The 12,568-nt window shown below is 65.5% G+C and carries 14 protein-coding genes; 4 read left to right on the top strand and 10 right to left on the bottom strand.

The genetic code is table 11. The annotated features are described in order from the left end of the window. Positions 1-106: 106 nt before the first annotated feature. Positions 107-1,357 carry a peptidoglycan DD-metalloendopeptidase family protein gene (locus DAEP_RS0102990; RefSeq protein ID WP_008555578.1) on the top strand — a complete coding sequence of 417 codons (1,251 nt, stop codon included), beginning with the start codon at positions 107-109 and terminating at the stop codon, positions 1,355-1,357. A gap of 74 nt (positions 1,358-1,431) precedes the next feature. On the opposite strand, the gene DAEP_RS0102985 is transcribed toward DAEP_RS0102990, so the two are convergent. From DAEP_RS0102985 to DAEP_RS0102965, 5 genes are all read right to left on the bottom strand, one after another. Beyond that, on the bottom strand, positions 1,432-2,274 hold the full coding sequence (locus DAEP_RS0102985; RefSeq protein ID WP_008554747.1) for an ATP-binding protein: 843 nt from the start codon (positions 2,272-2,274) through the stop codon (positions 1,432-1,434). Positions 2,275-2,449: 175 nt separating this feature from the next. Further along, positions 2,450-2,896 carry a hypothetical protein gene (locus tag DAEP_RS0102980; RefSeq protein ID WP_027243633.1) on the bottom strand — a complete coding sequence of 149 codons (447 nt, stop codon included), beginning with the start codon at positions 2,894-2,896 and terminating at the stop codon, positions 2,450-2,452. 282 nt (positions 2,897-3,178) lie between these two features. Beyond that, positions 3,179-4,081, bottom strand: a complete 903-nt coding sequence (tatC, locus tag DAEP_RS0102975) for a twin-arginine translocase subunit TatC (protein WP_008554860.1) — start codon at positions 4,079-4,081, stop codon at positions 3,179-3,181. After that, positions 4,078-4,542, bottom strand: a complete 465-nt coding sequence (tatB, locus tag DAEP_RS0102970) for a Sec-independent protein translocase protein TatB (RefSeq protein ID WP_027243632.1) — start codon at positions 4,540-4,542, stop codon at positions 4,078-4,080. The genes tatC and tatB overlap by 4 nt, the downstream gene beginning before the upstream one ends. Positions 4,543-4,548: 6 nt before the next feature. After that, a complete protein-coding gene (locus DAEP_RS0102965) occupies positions 4,549-4,764 on the bottom strand; it encodes a twin-arginine translocase TatA/TatE family subunit (RefSeq protein ID WP_008554448.1) in 216 nt (71 codons plus the stop codon). A gap of 226 nt (positions 4,765-4,990) precedes the next feature. On the opposite strand from DAEP_RS0102965, the gene DAEP_RS0102960 reads away from it, so the two are divergent. The 3 genes from DAEP_RS0102960 to DAEP_RS0102945 all read left to right on the top strand — a co-directional run bounded on the left by DAEP_RS0102960 (position 4,991) and on the right by DAEP_RS0102945 (position 6,918). Further along, positions 4,991-5,299, top strand: coding sequence for a hypothetical protein (locus tag DAEP_RS0102960; RefSeq protein ID WP_027243631.1), 309 nt, complete (start codon positions 4,991-4,993; stop codon positions 5,297-5,299). 81 nt (positions 5,300-5,380) lie between these two features. Next, positions 5,381-6,055 carry a helix-turn-helix transcriptional regulator gene (locus DAEP_RS0102955; protein WP_027243630.1) on the top strand — a complete coding sequence of 225 codons (675 nt, stop codon included), beginning with the start codon at positions 5,381-5,383 and terminating at the stop codon, positions 6,053-6,055. A 227-nt stretch (positions 6,056-6,282) separates the two neighbouring features. Beyond that, entirely contained in the window at positions 6,283-6,918 is a 636-nt protein-coding gene (locus DAEP_RS0102945; protein WP_008558063.1) for a DUF998 domain-containing protein, read from the top strand. Between the two features lie 159 nt (positions 6,919-7,077). Here DAEP_RS0102945 and DAEP_RS0102940 read toward each other — a convergent pair whose 3' ends face one another. The 5 genes from DAEP_RS0102940 to DAEP_RS0102920 form a co-directional block, all read right to left on the bottom strand. Then, the gene (locus DAEP_RS0102940) at positions 7,078-7,929 is read right to left on the bottom strand and encodes a GNAT family N-acetyltransferase (protein ID WP_027243629.1); all 852 of its coding nucleotides are present in this window, start codon (positions 7,927-7,929) and stop codon (positions 7,078-7,080) included. 42 nt (positions 7,930-7,971) lie between these two features. Further along, complete coding sequence (locus DAEP_RS0102935) at positions 7,972-9,078, bottom strand: ABC transporter ATP-binding protein (RefSeq protein WP_027243628.1); 1,107 nt, start codon at positions 9,076-9,078, stop codon at positions 7,972-7,974. A 183-nt stretch (positions 9,079-9,261) separates the two neighbouring features. After that, the gene (locus tag DAEP_RS0102930; RefSeq protein ID WP_027243627.1) at positions 9,262-10,311 is read right to left on the bottom strand and encodes a methyltransferase domain-containing protein; all 1,050 of its coding nucleotides are present in this window, start codon (positions 10,309-10,311) and stop codon (positions 9,262-9,264) included. Positions 10,312-10,498: 187 nt separating this feature from the next. Beyond that, positions 10,499-11,620: a hypothetical protein gene (locus tag DAEP_RS0102925; protein ID WP_027243626.1), complete on the bottom strand. Its 1,122-nt coding sequence runs from the start codon at positions 11,618-11,620 to the stop codon at positions 10,499-10,501. 10 nt (positions 11,621-11,630) lie between these two features. Then, entirely contained in the window at positions 11,631-12,410 is a 780-nt protein-coding gene (locus tag DAEP_RS0102920) for an SDR family oxidoreductase (RefSeq protein WP_008555769.1), read from the bottom strand. Positions 12,411-12,568 lie beyond the last annotated feature (158 nt).

Genomic DNA, 12,568 nt, shown 5'->3' with positions numbered 1-12,568 from the left:
TAAACTGGCGGCGGAATTCAGCCGCCCGCTGAATTGCATGGGCTATAGTGATTGACGCGAGAGAATCCCCGCGAAAAAGGGGGAAGCGTGTTTTGAGGAGAGCAAGATGAACCGGACCCCCCCCACCCGGACCGCATCCCGCGGGCTGCCCCGTTTCCGGATGCCCCGGGCCCGGCTGCTGGCGCTGCTGCCCATGGCCGGGGTGCTGGCGGCCTGCCAGAGTCCGCTGGACTACGACCTGCGCGGCCAGCTTGGCGCTTTCAACACCGCCACCGCCGCCCAGTCGGCCACCTCCAGCCGTCCCGCTCCGGATGGCCGCGGGCTGATAACTTACCCCTCTTACCAGGTGGCGGTGGCGCAGCGCGGCGACACCGTCGCGGATGTCGCCGCGCGCATCGGCCTGCCGCCGGAGGAGGTCGCCCGCTACAACGGCATGGCGGCCGGCGACAAGATGCGCCAGGGCGAAGTGCTGGCGCTGCCGCGCCGCGCCCCGGCAGATTTCCCTGCGGACGGCACCGCCGCCCCGGGCTCGGTGGATATTGCCACCCTGGCCGGACAGGCGATTGAGACCGCGCCGCTCACCTCTCCCAACCCGGGCTCGGTGACCACCGCCGCGATCCAGCCGGCGCCCAAGCCGCAGCCCGCCAAGGTGCAGCGCGGCCCGGAGCCGGTGCGCCACAAGGTGAAACGCGGCGAGACCGCCTATACCATCTCGCGCCTGTATCAGGTGCCGGTGAAATCGCTGGCGGAATGGAACGGCCTGGGCAGCGACTTTGCCGTGCGCGAGGGCCAGTTCCTGCTGATCCCGCTGAAGGAGGAACCGGCGGCCGAGCTGACCCCGGCCGCAGCCCCCGTTGCAGTGACCGAACCGGGCGCAGGCACCCAGACGCCGGTGCCGCCCAGCGCCAGCAAGCCGCTGCCGGAAGAAAAGGTCGCGCCCGCCGCGGTCAAGCCCGCGGCAGAGACCCTGCCCAAGCCGGAGCTGCCGAAACCCACCCGCGCCAGCAGCGCGGCGATGGCCTATCCGGTGCAGGGCAAGATCATCAAGACCTACTCCAAGGGCCGCAATGACGGGATCGACATTTCCGGCGCCGCCGGTGCGCCTGTGAATGCAGCCGAAGCGGGCACCGTGGCGGCGATCACCAAGGATTCCAACAACGTGCCGATCGTGGTGATCCGCCACAGCCAGAAGCTGCTGACGGTGTATCAGAACGTTGCCAATATCACGGTGAAGAAGGGCGAGACCGTCGCCCGCGGCCAGCGCATCGCCTCCCTGCGCGGCGGTGACGATGCCTATGTGCATTTCGAAGTGCGCGACGGGTTCGAGAGCATCGACCCGCTGAATTACCTGAACTGACGGCGTTAGCAGACTGTTAATAAAGAAAAGCCCGGCCAATCAGCCGGGCTTTTCTTTTGCTGTGCTCAGCGGTCTCAGCGCAGCGCCACTCCGTGCCGCCCCGCCAGATCGGTGAAGAACTGCCAGGCCACCCGGCCCGAGCGCGCGCCGCGTGTCGCCTGCCATTCGATCGCCTCGGCGCGCAATCCCTCCGCGTCTGCCTCGATCCCGTAGGCGGCGCAATAGCCCTCAATCATCGCCAGGTATTCGTCCTGATCGCAAGGGTGGAAGCCCAGCCACAGCCCGAAACGGTCGGACAGGGACACCTTCTCCTCCACCGCCTCCGACGGGTTGATGGCGCTGGAGCGCTCGTTCTCGATCATGTCCCGCGGCATCAGGTGGCGGCGGTTGGAGGTGGCATAGAACACCACGTTCTCCGGCCGCCCCTCGATGCCGCCGTCCAGCACCGCCTTGAGGCTTTTGTAATGCTGGTCGTCATGGCTGAAGGACAGGTCATCGCAGAACAGGATGAACCGGTGCGCCGCGCCGCGCAGGTGGTTCAGAAGCCGCGCCACCGAGGGCAGATCCTCGCGCTGCAGTTCCACCAGCTTCAGCTCCGGGTGATCCGCCGCCAGCGCGCCGTGCACGGCTTTCACCAGGCTGGATTTCCCCATCCCCCGCGCGCCCCACAGCAGCGCGTTATTGGCAGCGAAGCCTTGCGCGAACCGCCGGGTGTTCTCCAACAGCGTATCGCGGGAGCGGTTGATGCCGACCAGAAGATCCAGATCGACCCGGTTCACCGCCTCCACCGGCTCCAGCCGCTCCGGCCCCACATGCCAGACAAAGGCGCTGGCGGCGTCAAAATCGGGGGTTTCCAGCGGCGCAGGCGACATCCGCTCCAGCGCCTCGGCAATGCGGGTCAATGCGTTCTGGTCCATGGGCTGCCTCCGTCCGTCAGTTGCCGGATTTCAAAGCATGTTCAGAGGCAAGCGGCAAGGGGGCTGGGTGAAGGCCGACTGTATCTTCCGGGAGGCCAGGATTGTGCTTGGCGCACAGATTGCCCCTTAACTGGGCCACGCACAAATGAGTCGATCCGGAGCCCGGTCACCTCCTTCAGAAGTTGACCACGGTGAAGTTCACCATCACCCCTTTGTCCTTTTTTTCGAACTCCCGGGGGTCGGCCCAAACCTTGATCGAAAACTTAGCCTTGGTGTCCAGCTTGGGGTCCAAAACCCATTCGGTGATCGGAATGGTGATTGATGGCACCCCGGCACCCGGCTTCTTCGCAGACCATTTGGCAGTGGCTTTCGGGATAACCGGCGGGTTGCTTCCCGCCGCCCCTTTCTTCTTCTTGTCCAGTTCTTTCTTAAGCTGATCGACCAGGAATTGAACGACCTTTTTGTCGACTGATTTTACTTCTTTACAGACGCCCTTGGTCACCGCGTCTTCGATTTTCTTACCGGCAAATTCTGGCTTTATGGTTTTTCCCACTTTCTTGGCAATCTTCTTGCACTCGCTTTCCATCTTCTTTTTGGCGGCAGCTGGGATCAGATCAGGCATAACAAACCTCCTAGTTACTAAACCGGACACCGCCTTGTGGAACTCGCCTGCGGCAAATGTGCTCAGTATGATGCTGCAGGTTTTGGGGTCCGCCATCAAGCCTTCTGCCTGCACAGGACTTGCTGCTGGCAGGAGTGGAACCGCATGTAAATGCAGCGGCGGCAGGCGATATGAGCCTCCTTAACCGGGTCCCCGATGCAGTCGGCAAGATGCCTTTTGAGCCTTGAAGCAAAAAAGGCGCGCCCTTGCAGGCGCGCCTTCTCATTTCAAACCGGTCCCGGACTATGTGCCCTTGCCGTCCTCAGCCTCGAACTCAGCCATCAGGGGATCGTCGGGATGGGCGTCCATCTCGTCCTCATCGTCATAGTAGCCCTCGGCGCGCAGCTTTGCCTCGCGCTTGGTCTCGACCCTGCGGACCAGGAAAATCGAGATTTCATACAGCCCGTAAACGACCACAAACAGGATGATCTGAGTGATCACGTCCGGCGGCGTCACCAGGGCTGCCAGCACCAGAATCGCAACCACCGCGTATTTGCGGACTGACCCCAGGCCTTCGGCGCTGACCAGACCGGCCTTGCCCATCAGCGTCAGCAGCACCGGCAGTTGGAAGCACAGGCCAAAGGCCACGATGAACTTGATGGTCAGGTTCAGATACTCCTGCGCGGAGCCCTGGAACACCACGCTGAGACCCTGAGTGACCTCCTCGCCGGTAATCGCCTCGCCAGTGGCGCCGAACTGCTGGAAGCCCAGGAAGAAGTCGTAGGCCAGCGGGGTGACGACATAGAAGGCAAAGCTGGCGCCCAGAATGAACATGAAGGGCGACGCCACCAGGAAAGGCAGGAACGCCCCCTTCTCAGACTTGTACAGGCCCGGCGCCACAAACCGCCACAGCTGGTACCCGATAAAGGGAAACGCCAGCATAAAGCCGCCCAGGAAGGAGATCTTGATCGCGACAAAGAAACCCTCCTGCGGGCTGATGAAGATCAGCGCGCAGTCCTGGCCGCTTTCCGCCAGCACCTCGCACAGCGGCGCGGTGAGGAAGTTGAACACCGGCGTTGCCACGGTGAAACAGATCACCATGCCAACCATGAAGGCCAGCACCGAATGAATAAGCCGCGTGCGCAGCTCGGCCAGATGCTCGATCAGCGGTGCGGTTGAGTCGTCGATCTCATCCGGGTTGCTCATGATTTGGCCCCATCATCCGTCTTCAGCGCCGCTTCGGCAGCTTCTGCCTTGGCCAGCGCCTCTTCCGCCTCGCGCGCCTTGCGCTCCGCCGCGGCACGCGCGGTGGAGGCCTGGATCTTCTTGGCATCCTCGGCGCGCTGCGCGGCCAGCTTGCCGGTCTCGCTGCCGGGGTCAAACTTCGCCGGGTCGATCGACGAAGCCATCTCCTGCGCCGCCTGCTTGACCCCGTCCATGGCTGCGCTCATCGGATTCGACGCCGCTTTCAGGCCCTTGGCGACCTCATTGACCCCGGCCTCATCTGCCGCGTCATGCATTGCCCGGCTGAACTCGCGCGCCATCCCCTTGGCCTTGCCCACGAACCGCCCGACATTGCGGAACAGCACCGGCAGGTCCTTGGGGCCGACCACGATCAGCGCGACAACGCCGATGACCAGCAGTTCGGTCCACCCAAGATCGAACATTCGCGCTTAGACCTTGTCTTTTTCGGTCTCGGGCGTCACGTCCTTGGCCGAGGTCACAGAGTCCTGCTCCAGCTCGTTGCTGCCTTCGCTGATGCCCTTCTTGAACGAGGTGATGCCCTTGCCGACTTCGCCCATCAGCGAGGAAATCTTGCCGCGGCCGAACAGGACCAGAACCACAACGGCGATGAGCAGCAGGCCGGGCAGGCCGATATTGTTGAGCATGAGTGTCTCTCCTTACGTGATCCGGCGCGGATTTGCGGCGCCGGTGGAATTCTTCGCTACGGGTTTAGCGCGCGGCCTGCTTTGAGCGAAAGCAACTCCGCGCGCGGAAGGTGCCTGCAAGCGAAGGATTTCGCAGTTTTTGCAGGCAGCCCGCATCCAACTGACAGGTTTATGTCAGTTGCAGCACGGTAAATCCAGCCCATCACATGAACAAAGGAGAAACGTGATGAGCAAACATGCCGCCGAAATCGTGACCTTCAAACTGGCCGAGGGCGTGAGTCCCGCGGCGTTCACAGAGCTGATGCAGCGCACAGAGGCTTTCGTGCGCGCTCAGGACGGCTTTGTCACCCGCCAGCTGAGCCGGGGGGCGGACGGCAGCTGGACCGACTATGTGGTGTGGAAGGACATGGCCACAGCGCAACAGGCGGCGCAGGCCTTCATGCAGCAGGAGTTCGCCCCTGACGTGGTTGCGGCCATTGCACCCGACAGCGCGGCCATACGCCATGAAGAGGTGCGGTGGCAGATGACGCCCTAAGACCTGAGGGCTGCGCCTGTCCGCCAAGGACAGCAGGCGCAGCCCTTGACCTCCCCCCTCACCCGCGCAAAGGCTAGGCCCATGCGCCGCACCGACCGCCTTTTCGAAATCATCCAGATCCTGCGCGACGGGAAGCTGCACCGCGCCCAGGACATCGCCGGGCGGCTGGAGGTTTCCACCCGCACTATCTACCGCGACATGGAAACGCTGATGGCCTCCGGCGTGCCGGTCGAGGGCGAGCGCGGCGTCGGTTACATGGTGCGCGAGCAGATCAGCCTGCCGCCGCTCACCCTGACGCCAGAGGAGCTGGAGGCGCTGAACCTCGGCATGGCCATCGTGGCCGAGGCCGCCGACCCGGACCTGAAGGCCGCCGCCCTGTCGCTGGCGGCCAAGGTGGACGCGGTGCTGCCGGAACAGACCATCGCGGAGGCCGACGCCTGGAAATTCGCGGTCTACCCCTTCTCGGACGCCGCCCGCGCCCTGGCCCACATGCCTACGCTGCGGGCCGCCATTAAGGCGCGGCAGAAACTGCAGCTCACTTACCGCCGCATCGACGGCACCCTGACGGAGCGCAAGATCCGCCCGCTGCACATGGAATACTGGGGCCGGGTCTGGACCCTGACCGCGTGGTGCGAAACGCGGCAGGATTTCCGGGTGTTCCGGGTCGACCTGATCGAGGACGCCTCTGCCCTGCCGGAGCTGTTCGTGGACGAACCCGGAAAGCGCTTGCAGGACTACGATCCCTACGGGCGCTAAGACCCTTCTTCTTGCGGCTGAAATTTCCCGAAGACGGCGCGCAGCGCCTGGGCAGAGACCCCCGCCTCGGTTCCGCCCGCGCAGTACCGGATTTCAGATCCGCCTTCAGCCGCAGCCTGGTGCCACGCCCGCATAAGCAGCCGCACCCGCCGCTGCTTGCCCGCTAGCGCGGAACAGCTGGCCCCACCGCCGCGTTGAACCGCTGTACGCAACCGGAGCCCGCGCCCATGTCCCAGATTTCGCTTCCCCCCGCCCTGCACAACGCCCCCACCCTCATCATCCTGCTCGCGTGCTATGCCGTTCTCGGCTGTGTCCTGCTGGCCGCCTCGGTGATTGCCGCCGGCGTCATTGTGCCCGGCCATGACTGGGTGGCGGACACGATCAGCGACCTTGGCGCGGGGCGCTATGAATTCATCGCGGATTCGGGCCTTTATGCCTTTTCCGCAGCGCTGGTTGCCATCGCCGTTGCCGCCGCCCATGTGCATCTGGGCGGCCGCGGCTGGAGCTTCGGGATCGTCGCCTTTGCGCTGATGGGGCTGATCGTCTTTCTGGTCGGCGCGCGCAACGAATACGGCGACAGCGATAACGAGGGCGTGGTGATCCACATTTACCTGGTCTACGCGCTGGGGGTGCTGATGGCGGTCGCGCCCTGGGTGATGGCAGGTGCGGCGGGGCAGATGGGCCAAGGCTACACCCGGATGCTGCGGGGCATCTCGGTGCTTTGGACACTGACGGCGCCGGTGTTCTTTTTCCTGCCCACCGGCGTCGACGGCTTGTACGAGCGCGGCCTGGGCCTGTTGGCGCTTGCGGCCGTATGCACGCTGGCGCATCTGTTCCTGCGCTACGGGCGCGCCCTGCGCTAAACGCCGCCGCACCGGCAGCGTGTCTGCAAGCGCGGCCTTCCTCTTTGCAAAAATACTCCGGGGGGGGGGGGTGAAGCCCTTCCCGGGAACCGTCCGGGGGACGGTTTCAGGGCTGAACGGGCGGAGCCCCTATACAGCGGCGGCGGGGGCAGCGCCCCCCTACCCGAGTTCGAAACTGGTCACGCCGTAGATCAGATCCGTCTCCAGCCGCGGCGCAGGCCCGCGGTACATCCGGGCGGTCTCAAACACCGGCGCCAGCCCCAGGGCGCGCGCCAGGTCCACCGCCGCAGAATGCGGTTCCGGCACATCCAGGAACACCTCCTGCCCCGATGGCAGCTCCTGCAGAAGCCGCGCCAGCACCGCCTCCGCCGCCGGGCGGGAGACCGCCACCAGCGGCCCTATCTTGCAGCCGCTGCCGCAGCGCCGCAGGGTGCCGAATCCGGCCAGGCCTCCGTCCCGGTAAGCGGCAAAGGAGTGATGCCCCTCCGCCGCCAGCCACTGCTGCCAGAAAACCGGGCGCGGCGCCGGGAAGACGCGGGCGTCCAGCGCCTCCAGCTCCGCTGCGGGCGCGCTCAGCGGCGACAGGTCGAAATCCGCGGAGGCCTGCAGCCCGCCGGCGGGCACCCCGCCAAAGCGGATATTGCGGTACGCCAGCTCAAAGCCCGAGCGGCGGTAATTGCTTTGCTGGTCCACCACCCCTTCAAGCCCGACAACCCGGCCCCCGGCATGTTCCAGCGCCTTTTGCCACAGGGCATAGCCATAGCCCTGGCCGCGGTGCGCCGGCGCCACGATGTAAAAGCCGAGGAAGGAGAACGCCTGCCCGTAGTTCACCACCGAGATGCAGGCGATCATCTGCCCGTCCAGGAAGCCGCCCCAGAACCCCTCAGGGTCGACGCTGGCAAAGCACGCGGCATCGTTGCGCCCGGGGTTCCAGCCTTCGCGCCCGGCCCAGTCCGCGGCGGTCCGGATCTCCGCAGGCGTCAACGCCCGGATCTGATAGCTGCCTTGCATCTGCATCTCCTGTTTCACCGGGTGCAGAATGCCTCTTAAGCCTCAGGCGGGAAAGACAAAACAACGGTTGCGGCGCACCGTCAGCCACATCACGCGGCCCTTTTCCGGCAGAAAAACGTTCGGCACTGTCGCCTTGAGGATCGAGCCGTCGAAATCCATCCGGAATTCCACCAGGCTTTCGCTGCCCAGAAACCGGGCGCGCTCCACCACCGCGCGGGCGGCAACGCCGTCGCTGGGGGTCGGCAGCGGACCCTGGCCGCCGCGATCGAAGTCGATGCGCAGATGCTGCGGGCGGAACACGATCTCCACCGCGGTGCCATCCGCCACGCCGGGCGCCAGGAACTCGCCAAAGGCGGTGCGCGCCAGCGCGCCGTTCACTTCTGCCTTCAGCACGTTCACATCGCTGAAGAACGCCACCGCGGCCTTGTCGACCGGATGGGTATAGACGTTGTAGGGCGCGCCCTGCTGCACGATCCGGCCGCCGCGCATCAGCGCGATCTCGTCGGCCATCCGCATCGCCTCTTCCGGCTCATGGGTGACCAGCAGCACCGCGGTGTCCTCTTCCTTCAAGAGGCTCAGCGTCTCGTCCCGGATGCCGTCGCGCAGCCGGTTATCCAGGCCCGAGAACGGCTCATCCATCAGCATGATGCGCGGTCTGGGCGCAATCGCGCGGGCCAGCGCCACCCGCTGCTGCTCGCCGCCCGACAGCTGGTGCGGATAGCCGTCAATGAAGCGCTTGAGCGACACCCGGTTCAGCAGCTCCTCGACCCGGGCGCGCTTCTCGTCCCGGCTGCCCTTCAGGCCGAAGCCCACGTTGTCGGCCACGCTCAGATGCGGGAACAGGGCAAAATCCTGAAACATCAGCCCGATCTCGCGCCGTTCAGGCGGCACCCGGAACACGGTGTCGCAGATCAGCTTGCCATCGACATAGATTTCGCCGCTGTCCTGCATCTCCACCCCGGCGATCATCCGCAGGGTGGTGGACTTGCCGCAGCCCGACGGCCCCAAAAGGCAGGTGACCTGCCCCGCCCGGATCTTCAGCGAGACGTCATCCACCACCGCGCGGCCCTCGAAGAAGCGCCGGATATTGCGGATTTCCAGCCGCGGCGGGGCCATGGTGCTGTGCATCTCGGCTGGGGCAGTGTTCATGAGGCCTCGGGGCTTTTCCGATAAAAACGCTTGGGGTCACGCCGGGATAGCAATCCTGCTCAGCCGCCGCAAGCGGTACGGGCAGGCCCGAAGATGTCATTGCATCATAGTGGGGGCAGCGCCCGCCCATGGGGGCGGACGGGCGCTGCCCGGCCTTCGGCCGGGCGGTTCATTCAAATCAACTCAGCAGCACCCCGGCGCCGCCCCGTCCTGCTCCAGCCCGTTAAAGGGAGAATTGCCGCCGCACCCCTCGAAAATCCCGTAGTGGGTCGCAAACGAGCCGATGAACTCGAAATGCGGCGCCAGGCGGGTGTCCTGCAGCATCATCCAGGTATTGCCGCAGACCGGGAATACCTTGCCCGCTTCCATCACATGATGATCATCCAGCATGAAACGGTGCGGCGCGTGCTCGATTGTGCCCTTGTAGATCACCGCCTGCCCGTAATCCTCGCAGGCCGGCTCCAGCGCTGGCAGCTTGAACAGACGGTAGGTGGCTGACAGGAACTTCAGCGGCTGCACCCGCTTTTCCAGCACCGGGTTCTCGATGGTCAATAGCCGCGAGGTCACCATCCGCGGGTCCTTGAACCCGGCCTCTTTCGCGATGGTCAGGAAGTCGTTCCAATAGAGCGCGCCGGACAGGCATTCGCCGTACAGCACCTCATCCTCCGCCATCGCCTGCGGCACCCGGCGGTCGGCGTAGACGTCGGAGAAATACATCTCGCCGCCCTCTTTCAGCAGATGGTGCGCGCCGCGCAGCACCGCGCCCTTGTCGGTGGCAAGGTTGATCACGCAGTTGGAGACGATGATGTCAAACGAGCCCGGCTCCAGATCCAGCGCGTCCAGCGTCTCGATATAGCCGTGGTGGAATTCGACGTTGGACCGGGCATAGCCGAAGGCCTCGGCGTGGTAGTCCTGATGGCGCCTCGCCACCTCCAGCTGCGCGGGCGTCATGTCGACGCCCACCACCTTGCCATGCTCCCCGACCAGCGCCGACAGCGCATAGACATCGCGGCCCGCACCGCAGCCCAGATCAAGGATGCGCGCGCCCTCCAGCGCCTCCGGCGCAATCAGGCCGCAGCCGTAATAGCGGGTCAGCACCTCGTCATGGATCTTGGACAGCACCGCCTTCACATGGTCCGGCATGTCGTCCGGCGTGCAGCAGGCGTTGGTCTGAAGATCATCGCTGCCCTGCAGCACCTCGCCGTAATAAGCCTGCACGGTTTCGTGGTTCATGGGGGGCGCCTCTCCTGATGGTTCCGGACCGTTTGGATAGCGGTCACGGGTCACCTGGGCAATCGGGCCGGCGAGAGGTCTGACGTAAGTGTGATGGAATGCGGGGTGCAAAGTTCTGAGGGCGGCGCCCGCCCAGCGGGGCGGACGGGCGCTGCCCGGAGGAGCCGCCGGGCGGAGCGGGAGTTGTTCAGCCTTCCGGCAGCAACTCAAACGCCGCCTCGGCGCGCACCTTGCCGTTCACCATCAGCTCCACCCGGTGCGGCCCCGGCACCAGCTTGAAGGTGGTCGCATCCCCCTTCAGCTTGTGCTTCTTGCCCAGTTCCAGCGTGCCGCTGCTGATCTTTGCCTGTTTCAGCTTGAACACCTTGGCCGAGGTTTTCCCCCCAGGGCGCTGAAAATGCAGGATGTAATCGACCAGCACCGGCGCTCCCGCAGCCCCGTCCAGACGGCAGGAGAAGTCCAGCGCCCCGCCGATGCGCACGGTCTCCGGGACCCTGATCCGCGCGTCCAGCGCCAGATCCGGATCATAGCCCAGCATCGCCATCGCGCGCGGGTGGCCTGCCTTCACCAGCCCGCGCAGGGCGTGGCCGGTCATCCAGTCCAGCTCCTTGCGCTGCTGCTGCCCGGCCTGGTGCCAGTGCTGCAGCCGGTCCATCACCAGGTCCGGATCCTTCTTGGCTATGTCGTTCAGATGATTGGCGACCGAGCGGGTGACAAAGCGGGCGCCATCGCCGTGCAGCCGGTCCAGAAGCGGCAGCGGAGCGCCAAGCGCAAGGCCCACCGCCTCGCCCCAGGGCAGCCGCGGGCGGGTGCCCTCGCTGACCAGCCGCCGCACGTGATAGCTGCTGTGGCCGGCCCAGTCCTGCATCCGCGCCAGCACCTCATCCGGCCAGCGGTTCAGGAAAGGCCGGATCGCCCATTCCATCGAAAACCGCTGGGTGATTTCCTCCAGCAGGTCCAGCGACAGATCCCGGTGCGCCTCAAGACCCCGCGCGGCGACATACTCCCCCAAGGGGGCAAAGATGAAGTCGCCGAAATCATCATCCGTCTTGCCGGGATCCAGCGGCGGCGGCAGCGCCTTCAGCAGAATGGGCGCTGCCTCGGGCAAGGCTGCGGGCAGATGATCCGCCAGCACCTGCGCAATCAGCGCAATCCGCTGCTTCAGCTCCAGCGCCGGCAGCTCCGCCATAACCTGGGCCTCGAAAGCCTCAGCATCAAACCCGGCCTCAGCCGCGGAAAAAAGGCCCGCCAGATAGCGGACCTTTTCGCGGTTGAAGAGCTGGTCCTTCAGGGAAAACCCGCTGGCCATGCAGCACTCCTTACATCGTGGTGTTGGTGGCGCCGCCGTCCAGCAGGATATTCTGCCCGACCATGAACCCCGCGTGCTGCGAGCACAGGAAGGCGCAGGTGGCGCCGAACTCTTGACGGGTGCCATAGCGGCCCGCCGGGATGGTGGCGCAGCGCTGTTGCTTGGCGTCCTCCACCGAAATGCCCTGCGCCTTGGCCGCGCCGCCGTCCAGTGCCTCCGCCCGGTCGGTGGCATGAATGCCCGGCTGCAGATTGTTCATGATGACGCCCTTGCCTGCCACCTGCCGCGCGGTGCCCGCGACATAGCCGGTAAGACCCGCCCGCGCCGCGTTCGACAGCCCCAGCACCGGGATCGGCGACTTGACCGAGACCGAGGTGATGTTGACCACCCGCCCCCAGCCGCGCTCCATCATGCCCGGAACCAGCGCCTTGATCAGCGCAATCGGTGTCAGCATGTTGGCGTCCAGCGCCTTGATGAAATCCTCGCGGTCCCAGTCGGTCCACATGCCCGGCGGCGGGCCGCCCGCGTTGGTGACCAGGATGTCCACGCCCTCGGCCGCCTCCAGCACCTTCTGCTGGCCCTCCGGCGTGGTCACATCGGCGGCCACCGTCACCACATCCACGCCATAGGCGTCGCGGATCGCCTGCGCCGACGCCTCCAATGCCTCCGCCCCGCGGGCGTTCATCACCAGGTTCACACCCGCCTCTGCCAGCGCCTCGGCGCAGCCCAGCCCCAGCCCCTTGCTGCTGGCGCAAACCAGCGCGCGCTTGCCCGCAATACCCAGATCCATTGCCATCCTCCCTCGGGAATCTTCTCAGTCGCCGCAGAGCTTGCACCGCCCGCCCGGCGAAGGCCAGCCCCGCGCGCCCGGCGCCAATCGTCAAACCGCCGGAAAATCAGCCCCTTCCGGACCGCTTTCTGCCACATTCCTGCAGCACATCTATTGGA

The organism is Leisingera daeponensis DSM 23529 (genome assembly GCF_000473145.1).
In the GTDB taxonomy this organism is placed as follows: Bacteria; Pseudomonadota; Alphaproteobacteria; order Rhodobacterales; family Rhodobacteraceae; genus Leisingera; species Leisingera daeponensis.
The sequence above is the reverse complement of the archived record's forward strand: the minus strand, read 5'-3'. Positions and strand labels throughout refer to the sequence as shown.